This is a genomic window from Shewanella halifaxensis HAW-EB4 (assembly GCF_000019185.1).
Taxonomy (GTDB): domain Bacteria; phylum Pseudomonadota; class Gammaproteobacteria; order Enterobacterales; family Shewanellaceae; genus Shewanella; species Shewanella halifaxensis.
The window spans coordinates 4,868,081-4,887,316 of sequence record NC_010334.1; the positions used below are offsets into that span (position 1 = coordinate 4,868,081).

The window sequence follows — 19,236 nt, forward strand, 5'->3', positions numbered from 1 at the left end:
TCGCTTTGCACTGCCTCGCCCCAATGAAAGGATTCGTTATGATGACCCCCAGAGAAGATCTAGAGCAACTCTACCGCGCCGCCAGCAACCAATTTGACTTAACCGAGTCCTCCCATCAAGATGCCTTACTTCTTCTGGCTGAATCGCTACTGGATCTCAAACAAACCTCATCAGAACAGCTTATTGCCTTGTCGCAAAAAAGTGATTGCCCGCTGCTATTCAAGATTGCCGTCAAACTCGCACTCTCTAAGCAGTTTATACGCCAAATCTCGACTCCATTAACCATAGGGGTCGTGTTTGCAATGTGGGGAGAGCATCACCGCCTGCTTACAAAGACCCGTTCCAATCCTAATGGCGAAAACTCATTACTCACCAAAGTGCAGCAACTCGAGTGGATATGCAAAGACACACTGGTCGACTGGCGCTTGTATCCAGTTGATGATGGCTGCCCTAATACAAGTTTCGATATCGCCACTCGTATCGCCGCGTTGTCAGAACAAAGCTCAAAGATACAAGTCTTAAAGCTTAGTGATGGTCTTAATACCAATCATGGACCGCTTGCAGATCTTAAGCATGTCGATGATTCAAAAAAAGGCGGTGCCATTATTCATGGCTGTATCCAGGCCCTCACCGACAATGTGGACGCAGTCCTATATACCGATGCCGATAATTCAGTACATATGGGACAACTAGGCCTTATTTTGCAGCCCTTTATTGAGCAAAAGGCGCAGGTGGTGCTCGGCAATCGTAAACACCCGATGTCAGTACTCGTCAAGCAGGAGCAGCGCTGGGGAATAGGCATTAAAACCTTGCGACATATGCAAAGAATGGTAGGTTCAAGTATCTTTTCTCAAGGTATTCATGACACCCAAGCAGCCTATAAACTGTTTAGTCGTGAAGCGTTACAATGCATTCTTGCAAAACCTAGTGTTTTTGATTTCTCTTTCGATACCGACTGGATCTTAGCGGCAATGCAATACGATAAAAAAATTGTCACCGTGCCATTTGCATTCGTCGACTCAGCTGCCGAGTCCGCTTCGATCACTCAGGGGCCGATGAGCACTTGGTTAACCCTATTACAGGGGCTAGTCACCGCACTGCGAGCCAGAGATATCAATTACAGCCATGAAATGGCACAACTTATTGATGAGCATATTAAAACTGCCGCAGATCTTGAGATCATTATCGATAAACTTCCTGACGAGCTCATCAACGCTAAAGACTGTGAATTAGGAAGTGAAAACCTAATGACAGCAAAAGCATTAGCCGCTTGGTTAACTAAAGTAAAAATGACACCACTTGAGACAAGCTTATAATCTTCTTAAATGCATACAGCAAAAAATGCAAAGGAGCATTCTATGATTAAAGTTGATGAACTAAAGTCTCTCTGCGGGGATGACGACTCTATGGTTAACATGTTGCTTTCTCTCTATATCGAGGAGTATGGAGCGAGTGATAGCATCATTCTGCAAAGATATGACACAGAGGATATCGATGGGTTATTCCAGATATCACACGAGCTAAAGGGGATGTACAGCAACCTCTGTGCAACAGAAGCCATGAGCTTAGCTCAAGTTGTAGAATCAAACTCAAAGGCTGGCACCATCCCGGATAGAAGTGCAATAAATAACCTCTGTAGTGAAATTCAAGCGATTAATAAACAAATTCAAGCTATCTTACAATAGCTTACAACCCGATAAGGATATGAACCCCTCCTATCCATTCCGGTTAAGCCTTGCAGGGCTGCTCGTATTGGCTACAACTAATCTTTACGCTGAAGATGTAGCGACAAAATCTCATATCCAAACGTTCTCTCGTGGTATTCAACAGCAAGAGGTGACAGAAAATTCGTCGCCAATTCAGTTTCAACGTCGAGCCATAATTCCCCGGCCCCCGAGCAAAATAGCAGTGCCAATTACGGCAAGTGTCAAAATTGTGGACTCCTTAAAAAAGAGTAGTCACCAACCACTCACACGCCATGAAAAGCTACTCATCAGCAAGGCACAAAGGTATTTTGATAAAAATTGGAATGAAACTACCGGGTTAATCGATTCTGTACAAGGTTATAGTCATACCACTATGTGGGATGTTGCGAGTGGTATTGCTGGATTACTGGCATTGGAAGCCTTAGCGATTAATAGCCAACAACTTACCGATTTTCGGCTCGAGAAGATGCTCAACACATTGCTGCAATTGCCACTTTATAAAGGGGTGCTGCCGAATCGCCAATACAATACCTTAACGGCACTTCCCTCAGGCAGAATGAGCCATACTCCATCGAACGGTAACGGCTGGTCAGCATTAGATTTAGGGCGTCTCTACATTTGGTTTGAAATACTTAAGCAAAATAAGCCCCGCTTGGGCCACAAGATCATAATACTGCAAAACAGATGGCAGCTTGAGCGTGCAACAAAAAATGGTAATTTATACGGTACAAAACTCACTTCAAGTAAGGAGTATTTTCGCCAAGAAGGTCGTCTAGGTTACTTACAATATGCCGCTACCGGCTATCGGTTAGCTGGCCTCAATGTCGACAAGGCTTTTCGCTGCGAGAACCTCGAAACCACAGAGTTAAATGGTGTTTCACTACTAACCGATAAAGGTAACCTGCCTTTTTTCACCTCCGATCCCTACCTGCTTTATGCGATAGAGATAGGTTATAAAGACTCCTGTTGGAACCAACTTAAACAACTTTATCAAGTACACAAACTTAACGCTAAATCCGCTAATAGGCTCACGGCCTACGCGGAGGATTCATTAAGCAAATCGCCTTGGTTTTTATATAACAACATTATTTATCAAGGAGTCGCTTGGCAAAGCGTTTCTCACTCAGGTAAAGCTACAAGCAACTCTCAGACATTTAGCAATAAAGCGGCATTTGCAATGAGCGTACTTTTTAATGATGACTATAGCCAACAACTTGCCAATCTTGTTGTTAGCAACAGCGCTAGGCACGCCGTTATACCAACAGGTCTTTATGCCGACGGAAAAACAAATACCGCCTATAATATAAATACTAATTCACTGATTTTAGTCAGCCTTTGGTACAAAACTCGTGCTCAACAGGCGATTCTGACTCTACTCGATAACAAAAGTTTGCAAACCGATATAACAGCTCACCGGATACTCGATGAAAGCATTAAGGATTTAAAGGATTGAATCATTGATAAATGGCTTAGTATGGATGCTCAAGCGCTGCTCCTACGCTGTGATTTTGCTCATGATGACACTTGAGGCGGGGGCTACTGAACATCAAACCCAAATGGCCAAACACGCCCCTCATTCTACACCTGCAGCAGTGATCAACAGCAGCAACAGCAACACACCTGAAAAGACCATCGAGGCCGAGCTAGTATGGAAAGGGATCAGTAGCTCGTTTATGTTACCTTTTGAGCAATGGAAAGACGATCTGCCTTGGTATAAACGCTGGAGCGCTAGCGTGAACCTGGGTTATCCACTCGTCGAAACGCCAGCGACCCTGCCCGCTAACGCAACGACCGGACCCAGTAACCAAAACCTAACAGCAAGCTTATCGTTAAAGTATTCTATTATCGGTAACTGGTTTGTCTCGGCTACTGCCTATCATTATTTCGATAGCGAGTTACAACAGCCCTGGAATCCTGACTTTACCTATGTCTTTGGCTATAGTGATTGGCGCCCCTATACCTTTAGTTTGCTCTACTCAAACTATGGCGGAAATCGATTCAATCCGAGCTCAGAGGTTAAGCATACCGAGTTTTCTCAAGGCACTTGGTCATTAGGCTGGAAATTCCCAATCACCAAACCCTTTGTTGATTGGCTGTCTTTTACTGATGAAGGCGCTATCGGCTGTCAGGTTGATTATAACTACACCCCTGAGTATTTTGATCTCGAAAGCGTTGAATATAAAACCCAGCATCAAACTTTTAGCTTAGGTTGCAAGTACTCAATAGTGGGGAACTGGTATGCCAATGCGACCGTTTTTTATTATCTCGATAGCTCACAAAAACAACCCTGGAACCCTGACTTTACTTATGGCTTTGGTTATTTTGATTGGCATCCCGGAACAGTGACAGTGCAGTACAACAATTATTCTGGAAACCGTTGGAATAGTGCGGATAGAGGCCCAGAAACTGGGCGGTTTAAAGATGGTTCGATCAGCGTGAGTTACTCATTTAAATTCTAGCGCTCTCAATAGGGGAGCGCGCACCTTCAGAAACAAAAGGGTTAGGGCTGTAATCGATTCAAAACCTTTTGTTGGCAATGGGGGCATATATAGGTGTGACGGTGAATTCGATCGCCACACTCTGGGCATGGCAGCATTTTTCTGTTTTTACTCAGTAACATCAAGATAACCCCTACCGGGCCCAACACATACCCTAACAGCGCCCCAGCAACCATATTCCCCTTGCAGTAACCGATAGCTATCGATACCGCTAACATCAACAGGTAAAAGCTAAGCCAAAATAAAACATTATTCATACTCAAAATACAAAGTTGACGCTGAGGGTAACTAAATCCACATCGGAGCTTTCATCATAGACCAATGGAGACGTCACAAACTGAGCTCGATTGCCCTCCTCTTGAGAGAAGATCATCTGATACTCAAGGTTCAATGAAATACTTGAGGTCACATCATATCGAACTCCAGCCGTCACTCCCTTAGATTTGCGCAGCTGATGACTTTCGCCGTAGGTTAGATAGGGAGATAAATAGTCAAAGGCATAGATAGCTGAGGCATACCAGTTGGTTTGTAATCGGTCGAACTCCACCTCCGCCATCCATAGCCAGGATTCATAACTGTACTCGGCCCCCAAAGTGTAAATATCCAGTTTTTGCTGTTCTACCGAAGGCTGCTGCCGATATTTTGTCTGCATAAAACCGCTATGGACTCGGTAGTTAAACCCGACTAAGTCGATATAGAACCCAGCCATATATTCGGTATCAAATATCAGCAAATATTCACCCAGCTCGACCTTATTGACCCGTTCAAAGCCGTAATAGGGCGACACCGTTAACAGTAGCTCATCGGAGATCTCATAATCCCAAGAAACTGACAGACCATCATAAAATGTAAACCCTAAAATGCTGTCATACACCTCCTGAGGAGGTCTGGCCCAAGGGTAGGCTTGACTAACATAATAGTATTCAGAGGCGAGAAACAGCGGCAAACGTAAACGCCCGGCTCTCACCTCAAAATTATCAAACTCATATGACAGATAGAGCCACTCGAGCTCGGGATCACTCCACTCATCTTGGGTACGCTTAACCACCTGCCCAGATGCGCTTAAACTATCAAATAGCTCAACATCTAGCTGTAAACCCAATATGGTGTCACAGTCATAACAGGTCTCATCGGTAATTTCTCGACTAATAAACAACGGGGTACGATTATCAGTCTTACTGATCGCTGTAGAGCCAAAGCCACTGAGAGCAATGTTATCGGTAAGCTCAATACTCGCCTGCGCGACAGGTAAAAATATGATTGAAGATAATACAATAAGTAATGGTCGGCGAAATAACATGACTACTCTCCCTGAGGCACGGTTATCAAGATATTGACTTCTTTGGGCACTGATTCGATAGGCGCATAAGCTATGCCATTAGGGTTATCATTAAGCCATTTTAAAATCTGTTTAATATCATCGCTGTCTAACTCTTCGGGAGGGGTGCCTCTTCCTGAAAATGCAAGCCCAGCCCAATAACCGTTCATTTGCGAAATGGACTTACCGAGTAGCATCTTATAAAAGTCTTCTCTGTGAATGGAGGTTTCAGGAAGGTCTACCAAGACAATTTTCAAGCTACCCGATATTTTCTTACTCTTACCGCGATAGATCATTCTTGCCTTGCTCTTACTTAACGACGGCAAGTCATCATTCAAGGTGAATATTGCAAACTCAACGTCTTCGTCAGTACTGGCCTCTAAAGCGAGAGTGGGGGGAGAAACACACAGAAATATCAGCATGGTAAATAGCTGAAAACAGACAAGTCGAGCTCGCTCGTTTAATCCCTTAAACATTAAAACCCTCAATCCTAGATAGTTTTTGTACTATGCTGAATATAGTCAAGGCTAAGTTAAACTACAAGATCACCGTTAACTTGTTCAATTCATGGAGTAGAAATGAGCATATTGAATCATGTTTCAATAAGAATACGGATGTTAGCCTTGGTGCTATTACCGCTCATCTTTGCCTCATTTTTATCGGCGTTGGAAATCAAAAAGCAAAGAGAAAATGTTCAGACCTTAAATACTCTCAACAGTAAAGTTAACTTTCTCGAATCTTTATCCCAACTAAACAAACTTACCAACCAAGCAAAAGAGCAGCTATTTAAGCATGATATAAAAGTGACTCCTGACTCCTTCACCCCTAGCCTCACTCAAATAAAGCAACAGTTGCCACAAACCTTTACATCCAAGAACACCTTAGAGATGCAGGCTTGGTTAGCTAGCACCAATGACGCACTAAAAGAATTGGCAGAAGTTAATGCTGAAGAGCTCGCTGACTGGTCAGTCTGGTTTAATGAACTACAGGTTCAAGCGTTAAACACACTAGAGAAAGACAACTCAGGGTTTAACGACGAGATAAATCAACAGCTTGCAATCTTATACCAGCTGCAGTGGCTGTCTTTATGGTCTACAGAAGAGAAATGGTTAATCAATTTATTGCTACAAAACCGCGATGACAGCGAACTGCTGAGCCAGTTAAACTCCATCACGGAACGCCAACAACTTTATGTGGAGCGTTTTATTGATATTAATGCCAAACCTGATCAGGTCTCACTCTTACTCAGTACTTTTTCTGATAAAGCTTTCGAGCAGAGTTATCAATTAAGAAGTCATATTTTAAATAAGCAAGCCTTAACGAATACTCCCAATATAAGCTTAGAAGCATTTCGTCAGCGTCTTGATTTAATCCAGTATGTCGTGAGCACTTTTTCCACCCAGCTCACTGGCAACATTCAGAGCGAGATCGCTCAGTCTAAAAACCTAATCTTACTATTCTGCACTGCACTATTTGCCTCTCTAGTCATCATTGCCATCATCGGAGCAAATCTCTACCGACGGATTATCAACTACCTAAGCCATGTTATTAACACCATGTCACAGATTGAGGAGACCCATGATTATTCCCAAAAAATTAACGAAGAGGGAAGCGATGAGTTAAGCCTATTTTCCAAAATGCTCAATAAGCTCATCAATGAGCGTCACCAGAATGTACTCAAAATATTACAAGCAAAACAGGAGGCAGAGAAAGCCAATCAGGCTAAGAGTTCATTTTTGGCTAATATGTCTCATGAGATTAGAACCCCGCTCAACGGTATTATTGGCATGTCCGATATTATGGCTGGCACTAAACTGACCGCAACTCAGAATGAGTACCTACAAACTATCGAGACCTCATCCCAGACGCTACTCATTCTAATCAATGACATACTCGATCTATCTAAAATTGAGTCTGGTAATCTCTCTATCACTAATACCGATGCCGATATTACCGAGGTCGTTTACGACACCTTAACCATAGTACTGGCAAAGATTGCCGAGAAAAACCTGACATTAGAAGTCGAGATAGATAACGACACTCCCTACCTTATCTCCCTCGATGAACACCGTATGAGGCAGGTACTCGTCAACTTACTCTCTAACGCAGTGAAGTTTACCCACGAAGGTGGGGTTAAGGTGGTCATATCCTGCAGTAATACTGCAGATTATTGCGACCTACTCATTAGTATTCATGATAGCGGGATCGGTATCGCAAAAGAGAAACAACAACATATATTCTCTCCATTCACCCAAGAAGATGACACGACCACAAGAGAGTTTGGCGGTACCGGTCTTGGGCTCGCTATTTGTAAGCAGCTCATAACATTAATGGGGGGAGAGATCAGCCTTATCTCTGAGAAAGGAGAAGGTTGCTGCTTCTCAATTAAACTAAGATCTCAAATTGTCACCCAAGAAAAGCCTGTATCAAACCAATTCGAAGGCTTAACTGCTGCGCTTATTTCTAATAACTCTGAGATCAGTGAGCGACTCAATAGAGAATGTCAGCAACAAGGCTTTAACCTCAACTTCCACTATCAATCTTGCTTCGATCTGTTACAGGATAAACAAACATTTGACCTATTGTTTATTGACAGTTTTTCATCCACGAGAGACACCATTGCAGCCTTGCCTGAGCTGCTAAGGCAGAAGGATATTTTTACGATTGCAATCAATGCACCAACAGAGAAGCGAGAATTAGATGATATGGACGCAACAGTAACACTACCGTTACTAGGCAATCGCTTTAAAAATGCAGTACACAATGGATTAGAGAGGCGCAACTTGAGGCAGAAGCAACACTCTAACGGTACGATCAATAATAGCAAGCTCGTAGAAGAGCCTGAAAAAGTGAGGATTGTAATACTGATAGTAGAAGACAACCTAGTAAACCAAAAAGTAGCATCCTTGCTTGTCAAACAAGCGGGGTTCGATTGTATTATCGCTAATAACGGCCAAGAGGCCTTAGATTTCATCAGTTCAGGAGAGGCTTTTCACGCCATTTTAATGGACTGCATGATGCCCGTTATGGACGGCTTTACGGCAACTGAAAAAATTCGAGAGTGGGAGGGTCTACATTCCCAATCTAGACTGCCTATCATAGCTCTAACAGCCAGCGTGCTCGATCAGGATATAAAAAGGTGCTACCAGTCAGGCATGGATGACTACCTTGCCAAGCCATTTAAAAAGGAAGCCTTGCTGCATAAACTCAAATCGGTCTCCAAGCTCGCCAGTTAAGCTTGAGTTGGACCTCATCGATGTCACCGTCTCCGCCAGCAAACTCTTCGCAACTGCCAGCGTAAAATAGTGATTATTATTCGCTTATTACCTGAACGTCAGAAGATATTGCTATTAGTTAGCGATGTTTAAAAGTTAAACACTTGCATCTAGGGTTGCAATAGGTTGAAATGAGTTTGGCATGAATGAATTTAACGAGTTTTTCTCTCAAGGTTATTGGTGGCTCTCATTGCTTGGTGGTCTACACTGCCTAGGGCTAGGCCTGTATATCCGTTATATTTACAGCGAGAGAAGTGGTAATCATAAAATTCTGAGTGGTATTTTCAGCTTGATGGCCCTGTACTTTTTTACCGGGTTACTAAACATTAATAACGCCCCAGCGCCCATTCACCTGCTGTTTATCTTAATCATTCCCGTCTACTTTTTAATGATGCCCTTGCTCTACTTATATTGCGATCGCAGCCTCAATGAAATCGAACAACCAATCGGTTTTTCACCACACTTCTATCCCGTCGTCATCATCGCCACTTTAGTGGTATTAGCCACCAGTTACCGGCTCATCTTTGAGCATAACTGGCCTCAAATTGAATTAAGTCAACCACCAACGCTGTCCAACTTAAGTGTCTTAGGCATGGTGCTTCCAGCAATGTTATTTATTCAGACTGGAGTCTATTTTTATTACATCATTAAGATGCTTAGCCGCTATCCTGGCCGAACATCAAGACTGCATCAAGATAGCCTCAAGGACATAAAGTTTCGTTGGTTACTGGTGCTCACTCTTGCATTAATGAGTAACTGGCTTATTAGGGCCGTGCTTATCATTGTGCCGCTTTACTTTGGTGAACAGGCCATTGTTGTCAATCAAGCTGCAACTAAACTGACCTTACTATTAACCGTGTACGTATTGGCAATATACGGCCTTAAACAGATCACTCGGGCCGCCTTTTTGCGCGGTAAACTTGCTCAGCAGCCACCACAAAAGAGACCGATGCAAGCTAGTCAGCAGTTACTAAGCTCCGAAGAACTCTCCTACTTGCAGCAGCTAATGCAGGAAGAAAAACAACTTAAAGAGTCTAAGCATCAATAATTACCGCTTTTGATTCACCTCAAATAAACCCTATCCAATGAGTATTTTTCATAGCCAATAGCGTAAAAGTTGCGCTAGTGTACTAAGCCTTAGTTCAAAACAACAACAAGTAATAATAACAATAAATAACGGTTAACATATTGAAGGGTAGGTATTAATACATGAAGCAAACACACAAGCTGTCAGTGCTTGCTGCCGCGCTGATCGGCAGCAGCTTCTCCGCCATGGCGGCAGATAGAACTCACGACATCACCATAGATGACTTTTTTGATATCGGTAGCATGGGCTCGGTAACACTGAGTCCTAATGGCAAACAAGCAGTTTGGCTTGAGTCTCGCTGGGACAAAGAGCTAGATAAGAGCCAGCGCGACCTGTGGCTAGTCGAAATAAAGTCTCGCCAGTCAAAACGCATGACCTTCACCAACGAGAGTGAGTCTAGCCCACAATGGAGCCCCGATGGTGAGTACGTCTATTACCTTGGTAAAATAAAGCAAGAAGGTGCCAAGGCGCCTTTCAACGGCAAGACTCAGGTCTTTCGCCTATCTGTCAGTAATGGTGACAGCCAACCTATAACTAAGGAAGCCGAAGGAGTGGCAGGGTTTGAGCTCAGCCATGATGGTAAGAGCCTGTACTTTTTAGCCACAAAAACCACAACCGATAAAGATCAATGGGCGTCGATGCGAGCCAGCCACAGCGCGCCCCAATATGGCCACGGCGAACAAAAAACCAACCCTCTGTATCAGCTCGATCTCGAGCATTTTAAGCAGAAACTACTCCTCGATGATGACAAAGTGGTTTGGGAATTTAAGGTCAGCCAAGATGGCAGTAAGGTTGCCCGTATCACTACCACAGATAATGAACTGGTGTTCCTAGAAGGTTGGTCTGATGTTGAAATTTTCGATACTAACACTCAGAAAAATAGTGTACTGGCCGATAGCCAGTGGCGTGACAATGCGCCCTCACCTTACGGCTGGCTACTAGGTTTAGCTTGGCAAGACAACAGCGAGCTAGCCTTTAGAATCGACTATGATGGTCACCCTGGCCAGCTGTTTATCGCCGATGCAAAAGCAACTGATAAGCCGTCATTAGAAGTGACTCGCCCCGGCGATGTGACACTGACATCAAGTGATCTCACTTGGCGCCCTAACAGTGATGAGATCTGTTATCGCGGCGCCGATCATGGCCGCGTCAAACTGTTCTGCACTGAAATCGATGATGGCGAACAGGGCGATACCCGCCCCGTGGTTCCGGGTGACATGGTTATCGGCAGCTACAGCTTTAACCAAAACGGCAAATCCGTCGCCTTTAGCCACAACGGCTTAGATCACTTCTCCGACATGTTTATCGCCGATGCCAACAGCAGCCTCGCCAAGGCTAAACGCCTGACCAATATCAACCCACAAGTTGATAGCTGGAAGCTGCCACAGGTCTCTATCGTTAAATGGACGGCACCCGATGGCGCAGTGGTCGAGGGAATATTGGATCTTCCTGCAGGCTATAAGAAGGAAGATGGACCACTACCATTAATCGTGCAAATTCATGGCGGACCAACTGCCGCAACGCCTTATGCACTGCAACACCGATCCTACGGCCGCTCAACCTTCACCGCTAACGGCTGGGCGCTACTATCACCAAACTATCGTGGATCTACGGGCTATGGCGATAAGTTTCTCACCGATCTGGTTGGCCGTGAGCATGATATTGAAGTCAAAGATATCATGGCCGGTGTCGATCAGCTGATAGCGGACGGCATCATCGATGGCGACAAGATGGCAGTCATGGGCTGGAGTAACGGTGGCTACCTTACTAACGCCCTTATTAGTACCAATAACCGCTTCAAAGCGGCAAGTTCTGGCGCTGGCGTGTTCGATCAACGTCTACAGTGGATCCTCGAAGATACCCCGGGTCATGTGGTCAACTTTATGGAAGGGTTGCCTTGGGAAAAGCCCGAAGCCTATAACCATGGTTCGTCACTGACTTATGCCGATCAGATCAAAACCCCGACGTTAATCCATATTGGCGAAGGCGATCAGCGTGTACCTCTGGGTCATGCACAAGGTCTATATCGCGCGCTGCACCACTACCTCAACGTCCCTGTCGAATTGGTAGTCTATCCGAGTGAAGGTCACGGCCTGAGTAAGTATCAACATCGCAAGGCAAAGATGGAGTGGGATCAGAAATGGTTCAACCACTATGTGTTAGGGCAGCCTGTCGAATAAATCATCTGTTTAGAGTCGATTAACTATCCCTATAAAAGCGCCTATCGGCGCTTTTATTTTACCTTTAAATAGATAACCCCCGTTACAATTCTGGCATTCACTTTCTGTTCAGTAAGCGTATGCTAAGGTTTAGCTCAGTTTGCTAGATAAGGATAATTCAATGACAAGCTTCATCAAACGAATCACCGCCAGCTTATGTCTGCTTGCGAGTGTAATGATAGCCCCACAGGCTTTCGCAGAAGATAGCTATGCTCAAGCGAAGAGCACCTTTCAACAAGCTAGCGAAACTCAAAAATTCTTCAATAACGCCTACGGCTATGCGCTTTTCCCAACCGTGGGAAAAGGCGGTATTGGCATTGGCGCAGCTTATGGTAAAGGCAAAGTTTACCGTGGTGGTCGCTATACCGGTGACACCAGCTTAACTCAGATCTCTTTTGGTTTTCAGCTTGGTGGTCAGGCCTATAGCGAAGTTATCTTCTTCAAAGATGAGGCCGCTTATAGAGACTTTACCAGTGGTAGCTTCGAGTTCGGCGCTCAAGCCTCTGCTGTCGCCATCAACATTGGCGCCAATGCTCAAGCAGGTACTACAGGTAACTCAGCAGCTGCGGGGAAAGGCGCAGCTAAAGCCGCTTATATCAATGGGATGGCAGTCTTTACCGTAGCCAAAGGCGGATTAATGTTTGAAGCAGCCCTCGCTGGCCAGTCGTTTACTTTTGAAGAGAAGTAGGGAAAAGAAGGTTCTAGGAAAAGCAAAGAGTTAAAGCAAAGACGAGGTCGGGCTTCGCCCTACGAGGACATGACTTCGTCACTGCGAGTGAAGCTAAAGCGAAACAGCTCTAGGTTCTAGCAATTAAAAACTAGAACCTAGACACATCAAAGCTGAGTACTCTATTTATGACCCCAAGGTACTGGTGGTAAATCAACTGGCTTAGTCAGGTCAAAGTCGACTCTGAAATCACGGTTTTCACGGGTTAAACGGTAGGTAAACTCTTGCGGCTTGACGTACATGTGCCACACGTTGGTTACCGACACATCTAAACCATTTTCTCTAAAGTTATTGATTGAGTAGGCATCGACAGGAAAAGATTGCTCGGTCGCGCTGCCCATATCGGCGGTCATGCCACCATACATGGTGACCTTATCTTCGCTGCCATCTTTATGGCGATGATCGTGGGCGAGGTGTAATCCATAGGGCGTCTTGGTGATAACCCAAGTACGAGAGTGGTCATCACCCACATGAAATGGCACCTTAAGCACCGTATCGCTGCATTCACGTACATGCATAATGAGCTTCTTACCGCTAAAAGCTGAATCCGCGCTATTGCCTGCGGTGACAGTTCCTTCAAACGCCTTACCACAGTGAGCCGCTAGGTTATCAAAAAAAGCCGTCTGCTCAGAGGTAACTGCCATGGCTGGTAGTGCAAAGCTGGTAGCCGCTAGCAGAGCGATTTGTGAGTATTTTATTGTTTTCATTATTATCTCCAATAAGTGGTATTTGGCAGACTACCATAAAGAGATAAATTTTAACTGAAGCCATAAATTTTGATATTGGGAAGGAAAAGCCCCCTCAGCGAAATAAAGTGCTGAGGGGGAAAGTTGCAGGCTGAAGCGAATTGAGCCTGTCTACATAACCGGTTTATAATGCCCAAAAGCGATAAACTCAGGGGCGCAACTCTTTGGACTAACTAAGCTTTTCAACTCTAATAGGGAGCCCCTGACGACAGTTTGCTTACACCTTCTCTACTCGAATAGGGATCCCGTGACGGCAGTTCGCGCCCGTCCAGTAATCATTAAGCATGCTGGCAGTTTGCTTGCGAGTTGGGTCTGACGGGATCATCTGGTTAATCGCCACCCCACCCGCGCGTTCTTTAAGTCCAGGTAGTTTCTCACCGTTAATGATCCTGTCATCGCCGCCAAACCCCTGAGCATGACCGAAGCCGTGAGAGACACACACAGCGCCCGGTGCAACGCCAAAGTCGGTTTGCAAAAAGCCTGTCGCTGGCTTGCCATTGGCGGTCACTAATCTCACCTCATCACCCTCTTTAAGACCCTGCTGTTTTGCAGTCTCTTCATGCATATAGACGAAGTTAGTCGGGCTGATCTCGGCGATGCGCTTATAAGCCACCGCATAATTTGAGCGCACCGTTGCCTTGTAACTTGAGAACAGCAATGGGTATTCAGATGCAGGCCAGTGGCTTTCCCAGCTATCACCATTCCAGAATCTATGTTCATGGTGAGTAATAGTGCCCGGATAATGCTCGCCCGAGTAGGCGTGACGCAGCTGCGCTACCGCCTCATGATAAAGCTGCAGGCACTTAGGCTCGGCGCCTTTTACAAATTCACCGTCATAGCGCTCATCGGCGACATAGTAACCACCACGCGACAATAAGGCCTCGACCTCAGTCGCCTCGTTGGCTGTTAATTTAGGTGTCAGTGGTTTCATCGCATATTCAAGCCCCGCCCACTGCCTATCCTCAGCCGTGACTGTCGGCAGGTTTTCACACTGAGACGCCACGTTTGCTAGATATTTTGCATGCCAGTCTTCGAAGCAAAGTAGATCGGCCTTGCTACCATCTTCATGGGCTATTGCGCCTTTACCAAACCCTGGAAGCTGCATATCGAGTGCGATATCAACAAGTAACTGCTCCATACATACATGCTGTCCCGCTGCATTTTTCACGGTTCTTGGAGTCACGAGCGGCGCAGCGGTCACCACACCTAACATAAACGATCCCCACATACGGTCGGCAGCATACTCCTCCAGCATAGAGCGGTCTGGAATAAAGTAATCCGCGTAACGGTTAGTCTCATTCATATGGCAATCGATACCAACGATAAGTGGCAGACGCTTAGGATCAGAGATACTCGCGACCACCTCTTGGCTAATCGATGCCGCGCTATAGAGGAAGTTGTTACGCCAGTTAAATAACACCTTCGCTTGGTAAGGGTCGTTATTGGCGTGACTGGTCCATTGCTCGGCCGCATTCATAGCTGGCAATACTTCATGCCAAGGCGTGCTAGCAGGATAGGGATTTTGTCCCTTCGCGACTTTTTGTTTGTACTCCGTCGACGACTCATAGGCACCATCTCGACAGGCATTCACAATACCATCAAGGCTGACACCATTATCGATATTGGCAAGATCGTAACGCCCTTCCATACCACTAATCGGACCATTGCCGTAAATCGCACCGCCTTTGGCATCATGGCTACCTACTAGCGTATTTAGGGTTGCCCAGATCCAGCCCATCACGAATCCATCCGATGAGTTGGTACCGCCATTACCCGCCACACAAGCTTTGCGGCCATACTTGCCTAAATCTTTAGCCACTTGGCGCATCGCTTCGATACTAATGCCCGACTTAGCGGCGTACTCTTGCATGCTGGTGCGTTGGGCTTCATCTCGTAACAGATAAAGCGATGACGCTAACTCAACCTTGCGACCCGTCCTGTCTTTTAGGGTTTGACTAACAAACAGCTCAGCCTTATCACCACCTTCAGCCGAGACAAACTTATCGCCACCCGCTTTAACAATAAGAGCTTCATCGCCACCGAGGCCAAAGTCTTTCGCCTTAGCAAAACGGCGATAGTCTGGATGCTTAGGATCCACAACCACCAAATGGCCAGCATTGGTGAAATTAAGCTCGCCCGCGGCCTTTGCCGCCTTCTCGCTGGCGCCTTCAAGATGAACCTTGTTAAACCAGCCCTCCTCTAACATGGTGCGAATAACCCCAAAGGAGAACGCCGCATCTTGGCCCGGTTTTACCGCTAACCAAGTGGCATTGGTATCGGCGGCCACAGTGGTTCTCAGCAGCGGATCGACGCACACATACTTAAACTCCCTATCGACACGACTGTCGGCAAGACCGCGACCGACGCGGTTAAGACTGACTCCAGAAGAGCCAGGGCTGGTGCCCATAAATAGGCCGTACTCGACGTTTTCCCAGTCGACATCATTGAGCCACTCCTCAAATCCAGCCGCCATACCTAGGCTATATCCAGTCGCCTGAGCCGCGCCGCAATAGGCATGCTTAGTGCCTAAGTTACTGGTGCCCCAAGACTGCTGCATAAAGCGCGCATAGAAACTGCCACGTAGCGTATCTTCGGCGCAGTAGGTGGCAAATAGATGGTTAGCCGCACTGCCAAACTCAGGGAAGCCTGGTTTAATTGGCTTATCAAGCTGACGCAGGCTACGCAGCCCCTCAACATGACCCTCACCAAACAGATCGCCCCCCTCTAGAATTTCTTTTAGCGCTTGCTCATAGCTAATGCTGACCCAGCGACCTTCACCACGCTCACCGTCACGCTTAAGCACTTGAGTGACACGGCGCTCATCATCGACAGAGTCGGCGCAGCTGGCCCCTTTGGCACAGGTGGTTGCACGGTTCTTTAGACCATTCTCTCCAGCTAGCGCGATATAACTCTGCTTCACACTGGTCTCGATTGGCAGTGGTGAACCAGAGTTATTCTCACAATATGGGTTACCGCCCACTTTTAAAATCTTGTCATTTTTCTCATCCACCCGTACCCGTAAGCCACAGATGTTGTAGCAACTAAAGCAGCGTGAATATGCGGTGCGCACGCCCGGTGTCAGCTGCCAATCGCCCTTAGCATCTTGCTGGCACTCTGCTGGGATGGGGTGGCCAAAACAGCTCACATCTTGGCTACGCACTGGATGTATTGGTTGAGTTTTTTCACTACAACCCACAGTTGCCGCCGCGACAGAGACAACGCCCGCTTGGGTTAAAAATTTACGTCTATCCATTATCAGCTCCTAGCGTTGCCATTCGAGGAAGTTAAGTGACAAAATTTGTTTATCTTTAGGTTGTTCCGGTAAGCCGATATAGAAGATATTTGGCTTAGTACCGGCATCGGCTAACATGGCGTATACCTTGTTGTCGCGAACCAATTGAGAAACCTTGCTATTAGGATCATTAAGATCACCAAAGTTACGCGCTTCCCCAATACAAGTTTCCACACAAGCTGGTAGCAAGCCTACCGATACACGATGAATACAGAAGTTACATTTCTCAGGTGGAGAGTTAAGAGTTTCATCTTTACGGCGTGCACCATAAGGGCAGGCATCGACACACAACTGGCAGTGAATGCATTCATCATGATTGATCACGACGATGCCATCTTCTTTACGCTTATAGGTCGCTTCGACTGGGCAAACATAGACGCAAGCGGGGTTATCACATTGATTACATTGATTAGGAACTGCGAGTGTGGCCAACCCCAATTCAGTTTCAATCGCAGCCTGATTAACCCGAGTTCGACAGCGGCCCGCATCGGTCTGATTTTCCATCGCACAAGACACAGTGCAAGATAGACAGCCTGTGCAACGGCGAACATCAAACACCATGGCCAATCGTTTATCAGGTGTCTTAGCTTGAAGTTGAGCACTAGGGATGAGGGTTAACATTGCACCACCAGCAGCCATTTTTAATATGGAGCGTCTATCCAACATAATTATTCCTTATTATGAACACAGTAAATATTACTGATATCACTTATAAAAACTTTATATTTAAAATACACTCAAAAATATAAAGTTATAAACAAAGGCGCAATTTAAAAAACGAATATCAACTAAAGATCACAATAGAAAAATATTTAAATTTTTTATGAAATAAAATCGATAGATACATTTACAAACAAATACTGCACACAAAATAAACGTATCAATATGTATCTCAAGTATTCACACTTAACATGGCACGAAATAACCCAGCACCAACCTAAAAAGCAAAGCCTTTAAAATCAAAGAGATTGAAAGCGCGCGATGAGTCGACATCCTACGCAACATAGAGTGAAAATTACAATAAAAACTCATTGATACTCGTATTAAAAATATATCCACCGCAAATATCACAAACTGCGATTTGCAAAATCTAATATGTAAAACACGAGAGCCATATCAAACTAATAAAAATAAGCTTATTAAAAATGTGACACGCAACACTGAACATTACAACGCATATATAGATGATATTAACTAATGAATCCAGCCTATGATTAACTATGAATAAAATAGACCAATTAAATTACAATCAATTAAAAGTATTTATTGCCATATATGAGCACGGTCAAAGTCATCAGGCTGCAAATGAATTGGGTATGACAGCTTCAGGTGTCAGTAGAACACTAAAGATATTAAGAGACATATTTAAAGACTCACTCTTTATAAGACGCTGTTCCGGTTTTGTTGCCACAGAGAAAACTCACCAACTTATTCCCATGGCTAAGAGTTTGGTGGAGCAGTATCAGAAAATAGAGATGCAACACTCGGTGTTCACGCCAGCCGAATCGGGTGGGCAATTTGTTATCCATGCCTACGATGAATTTGTCTATGCGGTGCAAAAAGTGGTGCGTAACGATATCTTAACGGAAGCGCCCAATCTAAGATTCGATGTCAGAGTACTTACCCATGACTGCAGCACTGAGCTGGCCAATGGCGATATGGACTTTATTGTCGTCTATGAGGGATTTAACGGTAAGAATCTCAACTACGAAATGTTTAGTGAAACCGACAGCCTCTATATTTTAGCTCGACGTAATCACCCAATCCTAAGCCAAGAACTCACACTCGAAAACCTTTCCCGCTATTCCTGTTTAGAGATCGATAACTATGACGACCTTAGTTGTCCGTTACTGGTTAATCTCTGTCGCGAGCAAGATCTATGCATGGAAGTGGAAGGCTACACAGATAGTTTAGCGTCGGCCATGCGGTTATTGAGTGAAACCGATGCCATTACTCTGAGCTGTAATCAATTCACCCGTCAGTTCGTCAACATGTTACCCGGTATCGATTACGTCAAGTTGCCGGAAGAGCTAGCACAGAAGTGCCGAGTGCGTCGCCGGGAAAACCGCGAGATTGGCAACTATGTGCTATTTGGCAATACCAACCATTCAGCCGCGTTCAACTGGGTCAAATCAAAGTTAATTTGTGGGCTAGAAAGAGAATGGCGTCTAGCCAGTGAAGACTAGCTTATTAATCCATAGGGAAAGTCGAACTCTGCGCCGATGAGAGGCCAGAGTTTGCAGTTAGAGGAGTTCTACCTGAGTTAAAACCGTGTGTAACCGAGTGAGCGCTTGCTACGCCTGAAGCAAGGCTCTCACTTAGCAATATTAATGTCGTCTTTGCTACAAAAATAAATAGTGAATTAACA

General features: G+C 45.3%; 15 protein-coding genes. 9 read left to right on the plus strand and 6 right to left on the minus strand.

Annotation, left to right across the window (positions count from 1 at the left end):
* Positions 1 to 38: 38 nt before the first annotated feature.
* From SHAL_RS20645 to SHAL_RS20660, 4 genes are all read left to right on the plus strand, one after another.
* Positions 39 to 1,316: a glycosyltransferase gene (locus tag SHAL_RS20645; protein WP_012279053.1), complete on the plus strand. Its 1,278-nt coding sequence runs from the start codon at positions 39 to 41 to the stop codon at positions 1,314 to 1,316.
* A 42-nt stretch (positions 1,317 to 1,358) separates the two neighbouring features.
* The gene (locus SHAL_RS20650; RefSeq protein WP_012279054.1) at positions 1,359 to 1,685 is read left to right on the plus strand and encodes an Hpt domain-containing protein; all 327 of its coding nucleotides are present in this window, start codon (positions 1,359 to 1,361) and stop codon (positions 1,683 to 1,685) included.
* A 67-nt stretch (positions 1,686 to 1,752) separates the two neighbouring features.
* Positions 1,753 to 3,159 (plus strand): DUF3131 domain-containing protein, encoded by a 1,407-nt coding sequence (locus SHAL_RS20655; RefSeq protein WP_223296225.1) that lies wholly within the window; start codon positions 1,753 to 1,755, stop codon positions 3,157 to 3,159.
* Positions 3,160 to 3,163: 4 nt separating this feature from the next.
* Positions 3,164 to 4,165, plus strand: coding sequence for a hypothetical protein (locus SHAL_RS20660; protein ID WP_223296226.1), 1,002 nt, complete (start codon positions 3,164 to 3,166; stop codon positions 4,163 to 4,165).
* A 41-nt stretch (positions 4,166 to 4,206) separates the two neighbouring features.
* Here SHAL_RS20660 and SHAL_RS22845 read toward each other — a convergent pair whose 3' ends face one another.
* From SHAL_RS22845 to SHAL_RS20670, 3 genes are read right to left on the minus strand one after another with little or no spacing between them, the layout of a single operon-like run.
* Complete coding sequence (locus SHAL_RS22845) at positions 4,207 to 4,461, minus strand: membrane protein (RefSeq protein WP_012279057.1); 255 nt, start codon at positions 4,459 to 4,461, stop codon at positions 4,207 to 4,209.
* 2 nt (positions 4,462 to 4,463) lie between these two features.
* A complete protein-coding gene (locus tag SHAL_RS20665; protein ID WP_012279058.1) occupies positions 4,464 to 5,504 on the minus strand; it encodes a hypothetical protein in 1,041 nt (346 codons plus the stop codon).
* A gap of 2 nt (positions 5,505 to 5,506) precedes the next feature.
* Positions 5,507 to 5,998 (minus strand): hypothetical protein, encoded by a 492-nt coding sequence (locus SHAL_RS20670; protein ID WP_012279059.1) that lies wholly within the window; start codon positions 5,996 to 5,998, stop codon positions 5,507 to 5,509.
* 102 nt (positions 5,999 to 6,100) lie between these two features.
* On the opposite strand from SHAL_RS20670, the gene SHAL_RS20675 reads away from it, so the two are divergent.
* From SHAL_RS20675 to SHAL_RS20690, 4 genes are all read left to right on the plus strand, one after another.
* Positions 6,101 to 8,758 carry a hybrid sensor histidine kinase/response regulator gene (locus tag SHAL_RS20675; protein WP_012279060.1) on the plus strand — a complete coding sequence of 886 codons (2,658 nt, stop codon included), beginning with the start codon at positions 6,101 to 6,103 and terminating at the stop codon, positions 8,756 to 8,758.
* A 181-nt stretch (positions 8,759 to 8,939) separates the two neighbouring features.
* Positions 8,940 to 9,845, plus strand: coding sequence for a hypothetical protein (locus SHAL_RS20680; RefSeq protein ID WP_012279061.1), 906 nt, complete (start codon positions 8,940 to 8,942; stop codon positions 9,843 to 9,845).
* Positions 9,846 to 10,006: 161 nt separating this feature from the next.
* A complete protein-coding gene (locus SHAL_RS20685) occupies positions 10,007 to 12,064 on the plus strand; it encodes a S9 family peptidase (protein WP_012279062.1) in 2,058 nt (685 codons plus the stop codon).
* Positions 12,065 to 12,224: 160 nt separating this feature from the next.
* Positions 12,225 to 12,791, plus strand: coding sequence for a lipid-binding SYLF domain-containing protein (locus SHAL_RS20690; RefSeq protein ID WP_012279063.1), 567 nt, complete (start codon positions 12,225 to 12,227; stop codon positions 12,789 to 12,791).
* Positions 12,792 to 12,952: 161 nt separating this feature from the next.
* Here SHAL_RS20690 and SHAL_RS20695 read toward each other — a convergent pair whose 3' ends face one another.
* The 3 genes from SHAL_RS20695 to SHAL_RS20705 form a co-directional block, all read right to left on the minus strand.
* Positions 12,953 to 13,537, minus strand: a complete 585-nt coding sequence (locus SHAL_RS20695; protein ID WP_012279064.1) for a hypothetical protein — start codon at positions 13,535 to 13,537, stop codon at positions 12,953 to 12,955.
* A 256-nt stretch (positions 13,538 to 13,793) separates the two neighbouring features.
* Positions 13,794 to 16,829, minus strand: a complete 3,036-nt coding sequence (locus SHAL_RS20700) for a molybdopterin-dependent oxidoreductase (protein ID WP_012279065.1) — start codon at positions 16,827 to 16,829, stop codon at positions 13,794 to 13,796.
* A gap of 9 nt (positions 16,830 to 16,838) precedes the next feature.
* Positions 16,839 to 17,534: a 4Fe-4S dicluster domain-containing protein gene (locus tag SHAL_RS20705; protein ID WP_012279066.1), complete on the minus strand. Its 696-nt coding sequence runs from the start codon at positions 17,532 to 17,534 to the stop codon at positions 16,839 to 16,841.
* 554 nt (positions 17,535 to 18,088) lie between these two features.
* Between SHAL_RS20705 and SHAL_RS20710 the strand changes: the two genes are divergently transcribed.
* Entirely contained in the window at positions 18,089 to 19,054 is a 966-nt protein-coding gene (locus SHAL_RS20710; protein ID WP_012279067.1) for a LysR family transcriptional regulator, read from the plus strand.
* The last annotated feature ends 182 nt before the right edge of the window (positions 19,055 to 19,236 follow it).